The 16,462-nt window shown below is 58.1% G+C and carries 16 protein-coding genes and 1 tRNA gene; 10 read left to right on the top strand and 7 right to left on the bottom strand.

Annotated features, from left to right (window positions below; genetic code table 11):
* Positions 1 to 126: 126 nt before the first annotated feature.
* A complete protein-coding gene (locus tag ERE07_RS01445; protein WP_245153434.1) occupies positions 127 to 1,083 on the top strand; it encodes a Bug family tripartite tricarboxylate transporter substrate binding protein in 957 nt (318 codons plus the stop codon).
* Between the two features lie 26 nt (positions 1,084 to 1,109).
* On the opposite strand, the gene ERE07_RS01440 is transcribed toward ERE07_RS01445, so the two are convergent.
* Positions 1,110 to 1,889: an RNA methyltransferase gene (locus ERE07_RS01440; protein ID WP_280634355.1), complete on the bottom strand. Its 780-nt coding sequence runs from the start codon at positions 1,887 to 1,889 to the stop codon at positions 1,110 to 1,112.
* Between the two features lie 123 nt (positions 1,890 to 2,012).
* Between ERE07_RS01440 and ERE07_RS01435 the strand changes: the two genes are divergently transcribed.
* Genes ERE07_RS01435 through ERE07_RS01425 form a run of 3 tightly spaced genes read left to right on the top strand, consistent with a single transcriptional unit; the run spans position 2,013 to position 5,270 of the window.
* Positions 2,013 to 2,801, top strand: coding sequence for an inositol monophosphatase family protein (locus ERE07_RS01435; protein ID WP_130007089.1), 789 nt, complete (start codon positions 2,013 to 2,015; stop codon positions 2,799 to 2,801).
* 22 nt (positions 2,802 to 2,823) lie between these two features.
* On the top strand, positions 2,824 to 4,398 hold the full coding sequence (locus tag ERE07_RS01430; RefSeq protein ID WP_130007088.1) for a TerC family protein: 1,575 nt from the start codon (positions 2,824 to 2,826) through the stop codon (positions 4,396 to 4,398).
* Positions 4,395 to 5,270 (top strand): undecaprenyl-diphosphate phosphatase, encoded by an 876-nt coding sequence (locus ERE07_RS01425; protein WP_130007087.1) that lies wholly within the window; start codon positions 4,395 to 4,397, stop codon positions 5,268 to 5,270. Before ERE07_RS01430 ends, ERE07_RS01425 begins: the two co-directional genes overlap by 4 nt.
* A gap of 59 nt (positions 5,271 to 5,329) precedes the next feature.
* Here the strand turns inward: ERE07_RS01425 and ERE07_RS01420 are convergent, their stop codons facing one another.
* From ERE07_RS01420 to ERE07_RS01410, 3 genes are all read right to left on the bottom strand, one after another.
* The gene (locus ERE07_RS01420; RefSeq protein WP_245153350.1) at positions 5,330 to 6,109 is read right to left on the bottom strand and encodes a UDP-2,3-diacylglucosamine diphosphatase; all 780 of its coding nucleotides are present in this window, start codon (positions 6,107 to 6,109) and stop codon (positions 5,330 to 5,332) included.
* On the bottom strand, positions 6,099 to 6,608 hold the full coding sequence (locus ERE07_RS01415) for a peptidylprolyl isomerase (protein ID WP_209021084.1): 510 nt from the start codon (positions 6,606 to 6,608) through the stop codon (positions 6,099 to 6,101). Before ERE07_RS01415 ends, ERE07_RS01420 begins: the two co-directional genes overlap by 11 nt.
* Positions 6,609 to 6,783: 175 nt before the next feature.
* Positions 6,784 to 7,608 carry a tetratricopeptide repeat protein gene (locus tag ERE07_RS01410; RefSeq protein WP_130007084.1) on the bottom strand — a complete coding sequence of 275 codons (825 nt, stop codon included), beginning with the start codon at positions 7,606 to 7,608 and terminating at the stop codon, positions 6,784 to 6,786.
* A 95-nt stretch (positions 7,609 to 7,703) separates the two neighbouring features.
* On the opposite strand from ERE07_RS01410, the gene cysS reads away from it, so the two are divergent.
* From cysS to ERE07_RS01380, 6 genes are all read left to right on the top strand, one after another.
* Entirely contained in the window at positions 7,704 to 9,152 is a 1,449-nt protein-coding gene (gene cysS, locus ERE07_RS01405; protein WP_130007083.1) for a cysteine--tRNA ligase, read from the top strand.
* Between the two features lie 14 nt (positions 9,153 to 9,166).
* On the top strand, positions 9,167 to 9,814 hold the full coding sequence (locus ERE07_RS01400; protein ID WP_130007082.1) for a DNA-3-methyladenine glycosylase family protein: 648 nt from the start codon (positions 9,167 to 9,169) through the stop codon (positions 9,812 to 9,814).
* Positions 9,815 to 9,848: 34 nt separating this feature from the next.
* Positions 9,849 to 10,811, top strand: a complete 963-nt coding sequence (locus ERE07_RS01395) for an acetyl-CoA carboxylase carboxyltransferase subunit alpha (RefSeq protein WP_130007081.1) — start codon at positions 9,849 to 9,851, stop codon at positions 10,809 to 10,811.
* Positions 10,812 to 10,832: 21 nt separating this feature from the next.
* Complete coding sequence (gene tilS / locus ERE07_RS01390) at positions 10,833 to 11,879, top strand: tRNA lysidine(34) synthetase TilS (RefSeq protein ID WP_130007080.1); 1,047 nt, start codon at positions 10,833 to 10,835, stop codon at positions 11,877 to 11,879.
* A 99-nt stretch (positions 11,880 to 11,978) separates the two neighbouring features.
* The gene (locus tag ERE07_RS01385; RefSeq protein ID WP_130007079.1) at positions 11,979 to 13,247 is read left to right on the top strand and encodes an aspartate kinase; all 1,269 of its coding nucleotides are present in this window, start codon (positions 11,979 to 11,981) and stop codon (positions 13,245 to 13,247) included.
* Between the two features lie 72 nt (positions 13,248 to 13,319).
* Positions 13,320 to 13,412: transfer RNA gene (locus ERE07_RS01380), tRNA-Ser, on the top strand.
* 262 nt (positions 13,413 to 13,674) lie between these two features.
* On the opposite strand, the gene ERE07_RS01375 is transcribed toward ERE07_RS01380, so the two are convergent.
* The 3 genes from ERE07_RS01375 to ERE07_RS01365 all read right to left on the bottom strand — a co-directional run bounded on the left by ERE07_RS01375 (position 13,675) and on the right by ERE07_RS01365 (position 16,277).
* Complete coding sequence (locus tag ERE07_RS01375) at positions 13,675 to 14,088, bottom strand: type II toxin-antitoxin system HicB family antitoxin (protein WP_130007078.1); 414 nt, start codon at positions 14,086 to 14,088, stop codon at positions 13,675 to 13,677.
* Positions 14,089 to 14,482: 394 nt separating this feature from the next.
* Entirely contained in the window at positions 14,483 to 15,262 is a 780-nt protein-coding gene (locus ERE07_RS01370) for an aldolase (RefSeq protein ID WP_209021060.1), read from the bottom strand.
* Between the two features lie 31 nt (positions 15,263 to 15,293).
* Positions 15,294 to 16,277 (bottom strand): Bug family tripartite tricarboxylate transporter substrate binding protein, encoded by a 984-nt coding sequence (locus ERE07_RS01365; protein ID WP_130007077.1) that lies wholly within the window; start codon positions 16,275 to 16,277, stop codon positions 15,294 to 15,296.
* Positions 16,278 to 16,462 lie beyond the last annotated feature (185 nt).

The following is a 16,462-nucleotide window of genomic DNA, read 5'->3' as shown; positions in this document are numbered from 1 at the left end:
AAAATTTATCAGAAAATTCATCACGTGATTATATAACCGTCCGAACTACGGACGCTGGCCTCATAAGGGCAATAACAGGAGGAACTCGCAATGCTAATGAAGTTCAAACTCAACCCCCACGTTCAGATGTTGGCTGCATGCACAATAGCGGCTACTGCAATGATGGTGTCTTCGCCAGCGGCGGCCGCCTACCCGGACAAGCCTATCCGCATGATTGTCGGCTTTTCCGCCGGCGGCACCACTGATGTCGTGGCGCGGATTGTCGGAAAGGAAATGGGTGATGCCTTGGGTCAGCCTGTTGTGGTGGAGAACAGGCCTGGTGCGGGCAGCAATATCGCCGCTGGCGCAGTGGCGCGCGCCAATCCTGACGGCTATACGCTTTACATGATGGCGGTGACCAACACCATTAATCAAACGCTCTACAAGAACCTGGATTTCAACATCGTGGATGACTTCAGTCCTGTGGCGCTGGCTGTGCGCGTGCCTAACGTGCTGGTCGTCAATCCTAATGTGCCCGTCAAGAGTGTCAAGGAACTGGTCGACTATGCCAAGTCCAATCCGGGCAAGCTCAATTTTGCGTCATCTGGCAGCGGTACATCCATCCACATGGCCGGGGAGCTCTTCAAGCAGCTGGCAGACATCGACGTAACCCATATTCCTTACAAGGGCAGTTCACCCGCCACGACAGACCTGATCGGCGGGCAGGTTGACTACATGTTCGACAACATGCCTTCATCCTGGCCTCATGTCGAGGCGGGCAAGCTGCGTGCGTTGGCGGTTACGACAGCGGATCGCTCCAAAACAGCCCCTGATCTGCCCACCATGCAGGAATCCGGTTTTCCCGAGTTCGATGTTTCGTCCTGGTTTGGTGTGATCGCGCCCAAAGGCACACCTGATGAGGTCATAGAAAAACTCAACAAAGCCATGCGCGACGCGTTAGCCAAGCCGGACGTGCAATCCAGGCTGGAAGACCTGGGGGCTGTGCCCGCCGATACTACGCCCGCGCAATTCGGCGACTTCATCAAGTCTGAAGTCGATAGTTGGGCCAAGGTCGTCACGGCCTCTGGTGCAACGGTAGACTGATAGGGCAAAAAACGGGCAGGACGGGATTATTTGCCCGCCTTGCCCGCCGCCTTGATCATTGCCGTGCACAAGCCGCGCATCATATCGACTTCGTCATGGGTCAATGCGTTGCGTGCGAACATATGCCGCATACGCGGCATGAGTTTTTTGGGGTGCTCTGGATCCAGAAAGCCCACGTCGGTGATGGCTTGCTCCCAATGCGCCATGAAGGCGTGGATTTTCTCATTGGTGGCTGGCTCGTGTCCCGTATCGGGTCGCCCTTCTGTCGAGGGCATGAGCGGGATCTGCGCGGCAGTGGCCAGTGCATAGCGCAACTCCCATGCCGCCAGCTGTAACGCCTGCGCCACATTCAAGGAACTATATTCAGGGTTGGCAGGGATATGGCAAATGCGCTGGCATAGCGCGATGTCCTCGTTGGTGAGCCCGGACCGCTCCGTGCCGAGCACGACGGCGACGCGGGCGTCGTTTGAATGCTGCAGGTGCTCGCGAGTGATCTCTGCCGCCACGCGAATGTCGCAGGCCGGGGGGCCGAGCAGGCGGGCGCGCGCTGTCAATGCAAAGGCCAGCGTGACCGGCGCCAGCGCGGCCTCGAGCGTAGGAAAAATCCGGATTGAGGCCAGCACATCGGTTGCGCCGCTTGCCAGCGACTGCGCCTCGGGTTGTTCCAGCACGTCGGCAAAACGGGGGGCGACCAGGCACAAATCGTGAAATCCCATGGTTTTGATGGCGCGCGCCGCAGCACCCACGTTACCGGGGTGGCTGGGGTGCACCATGATGAAGCGTACTTGCTCGAAAGCCGCGGCAATGGGGGGTGTGGGGCGTGTTTCGGAGGGAATGGTCGGAGTCATTTAAAATAGGCGGTTTACAGTGTCGCGAATGGCCCTCCCAGGCCGTTCCGGCATTACAGTTCTTGCTAAATACGGAAATCTATGCACCCGATGCTCAATACCGCCATCAAGGCGGCTCGCCGTGCCGGCGCCATTATCAATCGCGCCAGTCTCGATCTCGAACGCGTGCAGGTGGCGCGTAAGGGGCCCAAGGATTATGTCACGGAAGTGGATCACGCTGCAGAAGAAGCCATTATCGATATCTTGCGTACCGCCTATCCGGATCACGGTTTTCTGGGCGAAGAGTCGGGCACGCATCTGGCCGCCGGCCAGGCAGAGGGTGGACAGCCCGAATTTCAGTGGATTATCGATCCGCTCGACGGCACGACCAATTTCATTCATGGCGTGCCCATTTATGCGGTTTCCATTGCACTGGCACAACGTGGCCAGGTGACCCAGGCCGTGATTTTTGATCCGGCTCGCAATGAATTGTTTACGGCCAGTCGCGGCGGCGGCGCGTTTCTCAATGATCGCCGTGTCAGGGTGTCCGCACGCCTGCGCTATCACGAGGCGCTGCTGGGGGCGCATCTGCCCCGCTCGGTGTCGGGCAGCACAGGCAGCCGGTTCGAAAAACTGATGTCCGAGTGTGGCGCTGCCCGGCGGCTCGGATCCACCGTGCTGGACCTTGCCTACGTCGCCACTGGCCGGCTGGACGGCTTCTGCGGGTACAACCTCAAGCCTTGGGACATGGCAGCGGGGGGCTTGCTGGTGCTCGAGGCAGGTGGTCTGATCTCCGACTTTTCGGGTGAGCAGGGCTGGATGCAAAGCGGCAGCCTGTTGGCCGCCACGCCCAAGATTTTCCCGCAGATGTTGAGCCATCTGCAAAGCTGATGGCTGCTGAGGGAGCGATTTGATGGAATGGGTGCTCGACCCGTCGGCGTGGGTGGGCTTGCTGACCCTGGTGATTCTCGAAATCGTCCTGGGGATCGATAACCTTATCTTTATCGCCATCCTGGTCGACAAGCTGCCTCCCGCTCAGCGCGATCGTGCCCGTGTTGTCGGCCTGTCGCTGGCGCTGCTGATGCGTCTTGGCTTGCTGTCGGTCATGTCATGGCTGATCAAGCTGACTGCACCGCTGTTTTCCATAGGTACGCTGTCGTTTTCCGGCCGCGATGTCATTCTTATCGTGGGCGGGTTTTTCCTGCTGCTCAAAGGCACGCTGGAATTGCATGAGCGGGTCGAGGGGCGAACCCAACATGCGTCCAACTCGCGCATACATGCCGGATTCTGGGTCATTGTGACGCAGATCGTGATTCTGGACGCGGTGTTTTCGCTGGATGCTGTCATCACCGCCGTTGGCATGGTCGATCACCTTGCCATCATGATGATGGCGGTGATCATCGCTATCGGGCTGATGCTGGTTGCCTCCAAACCGCTTACGCGTTTCGTCAATGCGCATCCTACTGTCGTCATCCTGTGCCTGGGTTTTCTGCTGACCATCGGCTTTTCGCTGGTGGCCGAGGGCTTTGGCTTTCCGGTGCCCAAGGGCTATCTGTATGCGGCGATCACCTTTTCAGTGCTGATCGAAGTTCTCAACCAGATGGCGCGCCGCAATTTGCGCAAGCTCGACGCCCGCCGTCCGTTGCGGGAGCGAACAGCGGAAGGGGTGCTGCGCATGTTGGGCAAACGTTCCGCCGGCGGGGCGCCAGCCGAAGAAGAGGCTGTGATTGCCCCGGTACAGGTGTTTGAAGACGAAGAGCGCTATATGGTGAGCGGTGTGCTGACGCTGGCCGACCGCTCCATCCACTCCATCATGACACCGCGCACCGACGTGTCCTGGATAGATCTTGACGATCCTCCCGACGCGCAGCGCGCCCAGATCGTCAAGTCTCCCCATAGCTTCTTTCCGGTCTGTCGCGGTTCGCTCGACGAAGTGGTCGGCATAGGGCGTGCCAAGGAAATGATTGCGGACCTTATCTCTTCCGGCGCCATTCGGCTGAACCGCTTGCGTGAGCCCATCGTCGTGCACGAATCGATCGGTGTGCTGCGTCTAATGGACACGCTCAAGCGCTCACGGGGCCAACTGGTATTGGTGGCAGACGAATTTGGCGAAATCGAAGGCGTGGTCACGCCTATCGATGTATTCGAGGCCATTGCAGGCGAATTTCCGGACGAAGACGAAACGCCGGACATCATCGCCGAAGGCGAAGACCGGTGGCGGGCAGACGGCGCGGCCGACCTGCACCACCTGGAATTGCTGCTCAATACAGACGGGCTGGTGAACGACGATGAAGAGTATTCGACACTGGCGGGCTATCTTCTGGAACGCCTTGGGCATCTTCCCAAACCGGGCGAATGTTGCGAAATGAAGCATAACCGGGATGTTTTCCGGTTTACAGTGTTGCGGCTTGATGGCCGACGCATCGCAACGGTACAGATCGAGCGTATGCAAACGCAAAACGAAGAACTGGACAACGAAAAAGTATGACGGAATCAGTGTGGTTTATGTTGAAGGCCCTGTTTTTGGGTTTTGTCGAAGGGTTCACCGAATTTATTCCAGTATCCAGCACAGCGCATTTGCTGCTAATCGGAGACTGGATTGATTTTTCCTCCGGCAACGACAAGGTGTTCGAAGTCGTCATTCAGTTTGGTTCCATTCTGGCTGTGATGTGGATTTTCCGCGCGCGGCTCTGGCAATTGATTGGCGGCACATTGCGAGGCGAGCGCAGCGAAGTGCTTTTCGCGCGCAATTTGCTGATCGCCTTTTTGCCGGCGGCGGTTATTGGCGCCCTGACAATCAAATACATCAAGGCCATGTTCCACAATCCTGCCATTTTTGTTGTCACGCTGGTTGTTGGCGGGATAATCATGTTGTGGGTGGAGCGCAAGCCGCAGTATGCCAAGCACACTGCCGATGCGCCGTTGCCTGCCAATACTGACGATAGCGTTGCCAGCCTGAACGCCAGGTCGCGTACGCTCGAGGAAATTACCTGGCGGCAGGCGCTGGTTGTAGGGTTTGCGCAGTGTCTGGCCATGGTGCCGGGCACTTCGCGCTCGGGCGCCACCATTATCAGTGGAATGATCGCTGGCATACAGCGCAAAACCGCAACGGAGTTTTCGTTTTTCCTGGCCATGCCCACCATGCTGGCCGCCACGGTATACGACCTGTATCGCAACGCGGGCGCTCTGAACGAAACGCAATCGATTGCGATTGTAGTGGGGTTTGCGGCTGCCTTTGTGAGTGCGCTGATTGTGGTGCGTGCGGTGCTGCGTTTTGTGTCCCGCCGTACCTATCGCCCATTTGCGTGGTATCGCATAGGCCTGGGCATGGTTGTGGCGCTCTGGCTGTTAAATCGCTGATAACACTGGGCAGTGCCTCTTGCATTTGGCCCGCGAGCGGCCTTGCGAGCCGCCCCATATCAGGTCAAGGAATGCAGTTGAGGGCCAGCGCTGTCTATGGACAGCCAGCCGCCGCGCGGCGTCGTGGCATGGTCATATTCCCAGTCCGGCAGCACAATGCGCGAGCAAGGGCGGTCTGATACCACGACGGTGTGGATCGCCGGCCTATGGGTATGGCCATGCACCATAATCTGGGCGCCGCTGCGCTCAAATGCCAAGGCAATGGCATCAGGGCTGACATCCATGATATTGGCCGACTTGTATTGATTGGAGGCCTTGCTGCGGGCGCGGGCATAATCCGCGATCCAACGGCGCGCGCTCAGGCTCAGCGCCAGAAAAACCGACTGTATTGCCGGCCGGCGAACTAGGCGGCGAAAGCGCTGGTATCCGGCATCATCCGTGCAGTATTCGTCGCCGTGCGACAGCAGGACTGGTCCGGCGGCCGTTTCAAGAATCACCGCATCGGGCAGCACCCGTGCACCGACCGCCTTCGCGAAATCAGGGCCCAGCAAAAAATCGCGATTGCCGCGTCCCAGCCACAACGGAATGCGGGACGACACATGCCTGAGCTTTTCCATTGTGGTGGACAGCCAGGCGGGAGGCGCCTTCCGCGCGAGATCATCGCCTATCCAGGCATCGAAAATATCGCCGCATAAGATCAAGGCATCTGCCCTGGCGCATGCGTCGTCCAGAAACTGGTGAAAAGCGCTGGCGGTAGCCGGTACGTCTGGCCCCAAGTGGATGTCCGAGGCGATCCATAGCGTGCCGGGCAACGCCAGGCGGTCGAACCTATTCGACAATCGTCGCCTTTTCGATGACGACATCTTCGGCTGGAACGTCTTGATGAAAGCCCTTGCTGCCAGTCTTGACGCCTTTTATCTTGTCGACGACTTCGGTGCCTTCCACCACTTTGCCGAATACGGCATAGCCCCAGCCATTGGGCGTGGGCGACGTGAAGTTGAGAAAGTCGTTATCGGCGACATTAATGAAGAACTGCGCAGTGGCCGAATGCGGGTCAGACGTACGGGCCATGGCCAGTGTATAGCGGTCGTTCTTCAGACCGTTGTTTGCTTCGTTCTCGATGGGCGCGTGCGTTTGCTTCTGTTTCATGCCGGCCTCGAACCCGCCGCCCTGGATCATGAAGTTATGAATGACGCGATGGAAAATGGTGCCGTCGTAAAAGCCTTCTTTGACATAGGTAAGAAAATTCTCAACGGACTTTGGCGCTTTTTCGGCGTCGAGTTCGATCAGAATGTCCCCTTGGCTGGTATGCAGGCTGACGCGAGGAGAGGTGCTCATAGATGTACCTTGGTTGGAGGTTGAGGAGGCTGCCTGCGCAGCGCCACCCAGGCTCATGGCCAGCGAGGCTGCACAAACAAGGCTGAAAGTGCGCAGGGGCAAAGCAAGTGCGCGAAAGGAAAAATTCAGTGAAGTCATGGTTGTGTCGTGGGAGAAAGGGACGGGGCTCAGGCGACTAGCGTTTGAGTATCTGGGCGGTGCTGCCTGCCCGGGCCTTGGCGCCGCCAGCGCCAAGCGCCGCAGCCCGGGAAAACGATTGCTCGGCCAGCATGAGTTGGACTTCGCCAAGGTTCTGCCGGGCGATGGCGTAATCGGGGGCGGCGGCCAGTGCCATATTCAGCGCGTCGTGCGCCATGTCCAGCTTGCCCTGGCTTACATACTCCGATGCCAGATTGTTCCAGGGTTCGGGCAGCTCGGGATAGAGCGTGGTCATGTTCCGGTACACGCTGATGGCTTCGTTGTGCCGGCCCAGCGCTGACAGCGCCCGCCCGTGCAGGAACATCAATTGAACATCGGTGCCGATTTCGCCGGCATCGGCCAACTGGATCTCTCGCTTTTCGATGATGTCGAGGGCCGCCTGGTTGTTACCGCTATCCAGCATTCGGCTGATGCGGTTCGTGATTTCGGAGGCGGTCAGGGGGATGCTGGTATCAATGTTGGGCGTCAGGGCTTCGAGCAGGCGAGCCAGGCCCTTCCAGCCGCCTTCTGCCTTTGGCGGGTCGGCAAAGAGCTTGCGCTCGTCGGGCTCGATATGCCTGACCGTGGCTGCCATGCCGCCCGCTTCGGCATCGAACGTCAGGCTGTCTGGACCTGCGTCGATCGAAGCGTTAAGATCGACATGCGGCACCAAACCGGGGACGGGGGTTTGGGCCAGCGCCATCCGCATCGGCAGCAGGGCTAACGCCAGTGTAATTGTTAGAACATGACAAGAAATTCGTACCACAGGATGTGCGCCTATCTGTAAGTAGGTAGAGGGCTTGCTATACTTATCGACCGCCATTTTAGCCTTGCCTGCTGTCTCGTATCGAGTTTACAGCATGCATTCCTTTTGCTGTGCCGGGTCGCCTGGCTTTTACTGACATCTTTTGATCGCGCATGCTGCACATTTATAACACCCTTTCCCGTAATAAAGAGCCGCTTCAGACCGTGGAACCGGGCAAGGTGCGCATGTATGTGTGCGGCATGACCGTCTACGACTTCTGTCATTTGGGTCACGCGCGCATGCTTGTCAGCTTCGATGTTGTCCAGCGGTGGCTCCGTATCAGTGGATATCAAGTGCGGTACGTTCGCAATATCACCGATATCGACGACAAAATCATCCGCAAGGCAGTGCAGACGCAACGCCGGTTGCAAGAAGTTACTTCTTTCTACATTGATGCCATGCACGCAGACGAGCGCGCCCTGGGCGTCCAGGCGCCTGATTTCGAGCCACGCGCGACAGAGCATGTGGGCGAAATGCTGAACATTATCGCCAAGCTCGAAGAAAAAGGGCTGGCCTACCAGTCTGATGATGGCGACGTCAACTACGCCGTGCGAGGCTTTGATGGCTACGGAAAACTGAGCGGCCGGTCGCTTGATGATCTGCGCGCGGGCGAGCGCGTCGCGGTATCGTCCAGCAAGCACGATCCCCTGGATTTCGTGCTCTGGAAAGCGGCCAAGGATGACGAGCCGCCAGAGTCCAAATGGGAGTCCTCCTATGGCGTGGGCCGCCCTGGCTGGCATATCGAGTGCTCTGCCATGAGCAAGGCGTTATTGGGCCTGCCGCTCGATATCCATGGAGGAGGGCCGGATCTCAAGTTCCCGCACCACGAAAACGAAATCGCCCAGACCGAAGGCGCGTTCGGCGGAACGCTGGCTTCGATCTGGATGCACTGCGGGCCGCTCATGGTCGATGCCGACAAAATGTCCAAGTCGCTGGGGAATTTCCGCACGATACGAGGCACGGTCGCCGTAGAAGCCAGCCCGGACGACGCGCAGGCTGACTATCAGGCCAACCCGCGCGAAGCCGAAATGCTGCGCTTCTTCATTGTGCGCAATCACTATCGCAGCCCACAGAACTACACGCCCGACAACCTGCTCGATGCCCAGAACGCGCTCGACAGGCTTTACCAGGCCTTGCAGAACGTGCCGCCGGCGCAAGTCGACATCGACTGGTCGCATCCGCAGGCACAGGCATTTCGCGCCGCGATGGACGACGACTTCAATACCTCTGGCGCGATTGCCGTGCTGTTCGAACTGGCATCCGAGGCCAACCGTGATCGGTCGGCATCGGCAGCGGGGTTGCTGCGCGCGCTCGGCGCTATCCTGGGTTTGCTGCAAATGGAGCCTGCTGTCTATCTGCAGTCTCCCAGCCGTTATCAACGTGGCGGCGCGGCTGCCGCATCGTTATCTTCCGAGCAGATCGAGGCACTGGTCGCCGAGCGCGCCGCGGCCAAGCAGTCGCGTGATTTCGGCCGCGCAGACAGCATTCGCGATACCTTGCAGGCCCAGGGCATCGAGCTCGAAGACAAGCCGGGTGGTGTCACCCAGTGGCGTCGGGCCTGAGGCGAGGGAGCGTAATGTCAGAGAGTCTTGCCATCGATCAAGAAAAGCCTGGATTCTGGGATGAAGCGTCCGCTCAGCTCATGGGCCGCGACCGCATTCTCAAGAAACTCATTCCCCACCACCGCACCGAGTGGCTGGCGCCCTCGGGTACCGCTTTCGTGACGCTGGCGCGCGCCATCGTGGGCCAGCAGATCTCCAACAAGTCAGCTGATGCCATGTGGGCGCGTTTTACCGAGGCGTGCGGCCGCACGCCCACCCCGCGCTGCGTCATCCGCCTGGCCGAGACCGACATCCGGCTGTCTGGCCTGTCCAAGCGCAAGGCCGAATACATTCTCGATCTTGCCATCCATTTTGCCGAAAAAAAGGTCAAGCCCACCGCCTGGCGGGCCATGGACGACGAGGCAGTCATTGCCGAACTGTGCGCTATCCGGGGCATAGGCCGCTGGACAGCCGAGATGTTTCTTATTTTCAATTTGCAGCGCCCGGATGTCCTTCCGCTGGACGATCTGAGTCTGCTCAAGGCAATTTCGCTACACTATTTCAGTGGCGAGCCGGTTTCGCGTTTCGAAGCGCGAGAGGTTGCACAGGCCTGGGCGCCGTGGCGAACTGTCGCCACGTGGTACCTCTGGCGCAGCCTGGATCCGGCTTGTGTGCGCTATTGACAACGCATTGCCTTAATCAGGAACCCAAGCTCTTATGCGTAATACCTATCTGGAATTTGAACAGCCACTGGCTGAGCTCGAGAACAAAATTGAGGAGTTGCGGTTCGTCCAGACCGATTCCGCCGTCGACATCTCGGAAGAGGTCGGGCGCTTGCAGCAGAAGAACCAGGCACTGGCAAAAAGCATCTACGCCAAGCTGACGCCATGGCAAACGGCACTTGTGGCGCGTCATCCGCAGCGCCCCTATACGCTCGATTACCTGCGCGAACTGTTCACGGATTTTCATGAGCTGCACGGCGACCGCATGTATGCGGACGATCAGTCCATCGTTGGCGGCCTGGCCCGATTCAATGGCATGCCCTGCATGGTCATCGGCCATCAAAAAGGCAGGGACACCAAGGAAAGGGCCATGCGCAATTTCGGCATGCCACGCCCCGAAGGCTATCGCAAGGCCTTGCGTTTGATGCGCCTGGCCGAAAAATTTCAGTTGCCTATTTTCACCTTTGTCGACACCCCGGGTGCCTACCCCGGCATTGGCGCCGAAGAGCGGGGGCAGTCCGAAGCCATTGGTCACAATCTGTACGCAATGGCCGAAATCAAGGTTCCCATCATCGTCACCATCATTGGCGAAGGCGGCTCGGGCGGCGCACTGGCCATTGCCGTCGGCGATGTGGTCATGATGCTGCAGTATTCCACCTATGCCGTTATTTCTCCCGAGGGTTGTGCATCCATACTCTGGCGCTCAGCAGACAAGGCTTCCGTTGCGGCTGAGGCGCTGGCAGTCACGGCACCACGCCTGAAGGAACTCGGGCTGATCGACCGCATCGTCAACGAACCCGTCGGCGGCGCCCATCGCGACCCAGCCATGATGGCTCGCCAGTTGGGGCGCGCGCTGTCCGATTCATTGCGCCAGTTGTCGGGCATGTCGTCCGAGCAATTGCTGGAACACCGCCTGCAGCGCCTGATGTCCTACGGTCGCTTCCAGGAAGTGCACTAATCTGCTGCCACTGAGGCGCAGATGCTCGCCCCCTCGTTCTGGCAGCAGTTTGGAGCGCCTGCCCTATTGCAGGCCATCGGGAAGGCGCTCCATGCCTTGCCGCAATCGCCTCGCCGCCTGGCGGTGGCTCTCAGCGGGGGGGCCGACTCCGCCATGCTGGCCGTACATGCGGCATTGTTGGCCCGTCAGCGGGGGCTTGAACTGCATTGCTTTCACGTGCATCACGGCCTGCAGGATCACGCCGATGCCTGGCAAGATCACGCACACCAGCTCGCCCGTTTGCTTCAACTGCCTTGCCACACGCGTTGTGTACGCATTGAGGCGAGCATGCGAGACGGCATGGAGTCAGCGGCGCGCGATGCCCGTTACGAAGCCTTTGCCGCACTGGCAGCTCAAGCTGGCCTGACGCACATACTGCTCGCCCATCATCGGGATGATCAGGCAGAAACTGTGCTATTGCGCTTGTTGCGCGGTGCAGGCCCCGCTGGGCTGGCCGCGATGGCCCCGCTGTCCTGGCGTGGCGATATTGGCTACATACGACCGTGGCTGGACATAGACCGTGCACAGATTCTGCGGGCAGCACAGGATTTTTCGCTGTTGAGCGGGTGGGCGCCTGTGCAGGATCCCACCAATGCAGATGATCGCTACACCCGCGCGGCGGTGCGGGAGCGCCTGGCGCCGCAATTGAATGAACGCTGGTCAGGCTGGCAGGGCATCTTGGCCCGCCACGCCCGGCAGAGCGCCCAGACGCGAGAGGTCCTGGACGAAGTCGCACAGAATGATTTCCTCAGTCTTGCCCCGGCGGCTAATCACAGCAGCTTTTCGCTGGCGGCCTGGCGCGGCCTGTCGGCCGGTCGGCAAGCGCTGGTGCTGCGCTACTGGCTGAGCCAATCCGGCCTTCGCATGCCCACCGATGCCCGACTGCAGGACTTGATGCGCCAGATGCGCGGCCTGCACGCGCTGGGGCATGACCGCAGCATGCGCGTCAAGCACGGAAGGGTCTGGATCGTGTGTGTGCGCGGCCGGGTGTCTATCGAAGCTGGGAACAGGCATTGTGAAACGCGTTAAAATAGTCCGTTTTGCCCATCTGCCTCATGGTTTTGACGGCATGTGCAGCGCGGATAGGTGATGTTTGTATCACGTAAAACCATTAACGCAGAGTAGACGATGTCCCTGATTGTTCATAAATATGGCGGCACCTCCATGGGCTCCATCGAGCGCATCAAGAATGTTGCGCGGCGAGTGGCCAAGTGGCATGCGGCCGGACACCAAGTAGTGGTGGTTCCGTCGGCCATGTCGGGTGAAACCAACCGCCTGCTGGGCCTGGCCAAAGAAATCACGCCGCAGCCCGATTCCCGGGAGCTCGACATGTTGGCCGCTACCGGCGAACAGGCAAGCAGCGCGCTTCTGGCCATGGCGCTTATGTCGCAGGGCGTTGCCGCCCGCAGCTATACCGGTTGGCAAGTGCCTGTCCGCACAGACTCCTCCTATACCAGGGCACGCATCCGCTCCATCGACGATGCCCGCATCCGGGCGGATCTCGACTCCGGGCGCGTTGTCATTGTCACCGGTTTCCAGGGCATCGATGACGACGGACATATCACGACACTGGGGCGGGGCGGTTCGGACACTTCCGCAGTCGCGGTTGCAGCCGCGATGAAGGCAGATGAATGCCTTATCTTTACCGATGTCGATGGCGTGTACACCACAGACCCGCGCGTCGTGCCGGAAGCCCGTCGCCTCAACGTCGTTTCGTTCGAAGAAATGCTTGAGATGGCTTCATTGGGCTCCAAGGTATTGCAGATACGCTCTGTCGAATTCGCCGGCAAATACCATGTGCCTGTGCGTGTGCTCTCATCCCTGACAGACCCCCTGATTCCGCTCGAAGAAGAAATGATTTCGGGCACCCTGATTACTTTCGAGGAAGACAAGAAAATGGAAGCAGCCGTTGTTTCGGGCATTGCCTTCAGTCGCGACGAAGCCAAGCTAACCCTGCTGGCGGTACCCGATACGCCGGGCGTGGCTTACTCTATTCTGGGCCCTGTTGCGGCCGCCAATATCGATATCGACACCATTGTGCAGAATCAGTCTGTACGCGGCACCACCGACTTCTCTTTCACCGTCAATCGCAATGATTTCGCCCGCACGCTTGAGCTGCTCCAGAATCAGGTCGGCCCTGCTGTCGGTGCCGCCGAGATCGTGCCGGACGACAAAGTCTGCAAGGTATCTATCGTAGGGATTGGGATGCGCAGCCACGTTGGCGTTGCCAGCCTGATGTTCCGCACACTGTCGGAAGAGGGCATCAACATCCAGATGATCAGCACCAGCGAAATCAAGACATCCGTCATTATTGACGACAAGTACATGGAGCTGGCCGTGCGCGCGCTGCACAAGGCATTTGGCCTGGACCAGGAACAGCCCCCCGCACATATCTAAACCGGTACCTCAGCCAAGTGAGTTTGTTTGGTTCAAACACCAAAAACTCATGCTAGAATACCGGACTTATCTGGAGACGTGGCCGAGTGGTTGAAGGTACTCCCCTGCTAAGGGAGCATACGGCTTATACCCGTATCGAGGGTTCGAATCCCTCCGTCTCCGCCATTAATGCCCATCGCTGCTTAACCGTAGCGAACCCAGCCCGCCAACAATCGTGTAAGAACATGGTTTTGGCGGGTTTTCTTTGCATCAATATCTAACGCGACACAACCGTATAGAACGGTACAGCACACAGCGCGCGTAGGCATATGGTCGGATTTAAGGTCACCCACTTTGCGGCGCTTGAATGTGGTCTGATCCGTACCTGTGTCCGGATAGGACTGCCCCCTGTCCCGATATCGGAATTCCGGCATCGGGGATTTTTGCTTTACGCGAGCGAAACAAGTAGCTTTTCCCCGAGGGCGGAAAGTGCATCTTCCACCATTTCTATCTTTGAGGAATGGCCGAGATCCAGCAGTCTATCGACTTGTGGGGGGTGAATTTCAAGTATGCGGGCAAGGTCTGCTTTGCGCACCCCTTGAGACACCATAGCGTCAGAAAGCAGCAATTTTGCGGTGGCCGACGCTTTGAGCGTAATTCCATCGCCACCAGCGTAGCGCATTTCTGGAATAGGGCGCCGTGCATCGATATATAGCTGTAGCGCGGCCTCTAACCCTTCGGCGGCCTGCTCTGGAGCGTCTTGCGCAGACTCGGCGACAGCAGCTGCCTCGGGAATATCTGGAAATTGAATGAGGAAAGTGTTGTTGTCATCTGGAGTCAAGGTGTAGTGATATATAAACATGATGTCCTCGTGATAGGGGATGCTCTACGGCGAGAGTAGGGACACGCTTTCGAGCTTCCTGCGATTTACTTCAGCCCTAGGTCTTTGCCCAGCCTCGCAACTCTTATTGCAAATAAACGAGTGTGCCGGGGTAAGTTTTACGTAAAACCTAATATATACAAGGGGTTGCGCAGCCGGACTTGAGCGGAGCAGGGCTGGGCAGACTCCGTCTCCGCCAGAACAAGAATCGCCGGGGCTCTTAGAGTCCCGGCGATTCTTTTTGGCCTTTGATTTCAATTTCAGTGGGCTTACGGTCTGTATTCGTTCCAGCGCTTGCCTGTCGGTTTCAAAGCAGGCCTAACGCCATAGGCTCTGTCCACGCGCGGATGTGCCGCTGACCTGCCTTACCTGCTTGTCAGAAGGGATGCAATATTTTCTCTGCCCTGCGGGCATAATAGGCAAAAGTCGCGTCAGTGCGGCGAGGGGTATTGACCCACCGCTGGGCCTCGTGGCCAAGCTCTGGCGCAATCGGCTGTATGGTGCCGGCCGCCATGGCCATGAGCTGCAAGCGCGCCGCACGTTCGAACATCACGCCGATGACACACGCTTCTTCAACACTGGCTCCCGCCACCAACAGCCCGTGATGCGCCAGCAGAATGGCTTTCTTGTCTGCCAGCGCCGTAGAGATGAGTTCACCTTCTTCGTTGCCCACGGGTATGCCGGGCCATTTTTCAAGAAAGGCGCATTGGCCATACAGAACGCAGGTGTCCATGTGCGCTATTTCAAGAGGCACTTCAAGCATCGAAAGGGCAGAGACATGGGGGGCATGGGAATGAACAATGCACTGCACGTCAGGCCGTGAACGATATAGCCAGGAATGAAACCGATTGGCGGGGTTCGCCATGCCTTCCCCCTGCAGCACGTTCAGGTCTTCATCAATCAACAACATGTTCTCAGTGGTGATTTCGTCGAATCCCAAGCCAAGACGTTGCGTCCAATAGGTACCGGGTTGCTCCGCCCTGGCAGTGATCTGGCCGGACAGGCCTGAATCGTGTCCGAAAGCGAACAAGGTTCTGCACGTCTGCGCGACCGCGTCGCGCGTGGACATTTTTTCAGCCCGCAGGCTGGTTTCCATGTTCTTGAGGGCGGAATTGACAATCTCAGACTTGCCAAGCCGCATGGTATCTACTGCCATTGTTTGCTCCTGTTGCGTTTCAAAATTGCGATTAGTGTTTAGCCTGTGTCTGCAGCTTGGCCATGATTTCCTCCCATTTGTCATACTCGGCGGACACGGCAGACCGGAATTCTTCAGGGGTCGAGCTTTCTGTTGCCGTTCCCTGTTCCGACAATAAGGTGATGTAGTGCTGGTTCTTCAACGCTTTTTGGGTGGCCTGATTGAGCTTGTCAACCACAGATTTCGGCAGGCCGGCCGGCCCTATCAATCCGGAGATTGAGGCAGAAAGTATATCGGGATACCCCAGTTCAGCAGTGGAGGGGAGATCAGGGGCACCATCTATCCGCTTTGAATTTGCGAGCGCCAGCGCACGCAGTTTTCCAGCTTGTACGAACGGCATGACGACAGGGGTGGCTTCGAACGTCATCTCTACCTGATGGCCAACAACGCTTGTCACCGACTCTGCGCCACTTTTGAACGGTACGTGCAGAAACTTGACGCCGGTGGATTCCTGCATAATCGTCATACCCTGATATGGGGAACTGCCAATACCCGCGGTACCAAAACTGATGCTCTCCGGTTTGCCTAGGGTCAGTTCAATCAATTCCTTCAATGATTTTGCTTTGACCGCGGGATTCACGACGATCACATGAGGGGTCGATGCCACCGTGGAGATATAGGTGAAGTCGTTGAGGCTATCGAAAGTTACCCCGGCACCGGTATGTGGATTGACAGCGAGAACGCCGATCGAGGTGAACATCAGGGTATGACCATCTGGCTTCGAGTGTTTCAGGCGTTCGGCTGCGATGTTGCCGCCTGCGCCTGGCCGATTGTCAACGATGATCGTTTCGCCTAACTGCTCTTCAAGCACCTTGGCGGTTGCTCTGGCCACAAGGTCTGTAATGCCCCCGGCTCCGAACGGAACAATCAGTGTAATGGGGCTGGATGGATAAGCAGCGAGCGCCGATGACGACCAGAGAGTACATATTGCAGCTGAGCGGGCCAATATGCGCAGCCATTGCTTGAGTATCTTCATTGGGTTTGTCTCCTGGGGATGGATTTTCTCGATACTTGCGTGAACAGTATGACACTGATGTGTCATATAGGCAATAGAATATGCTCAATGAGGGAAATGGGTGTCATTTAAGAGGGGGAGGGAATACTGTGGGCAAATCCGATGCTCTACAATGGGGAGCAAAGGATGACAACTATTTATGAGTG

Source organism: Allopusillimonas ginsengisoli (assembly GCF_004153455.1).
Taxonomy (GTDB): Bacteria; Pseudomonadota; Gammaproteobacteria; order Burkholderiales; family Burkholderiaceae_B; genus Allopusillimonas; species Allopusillimonas ginsengisoli.
Note: the sequence above shows the minus strand (reverse complement) of the source record. Positions and strands in the feature narration are given on the sequence as shown.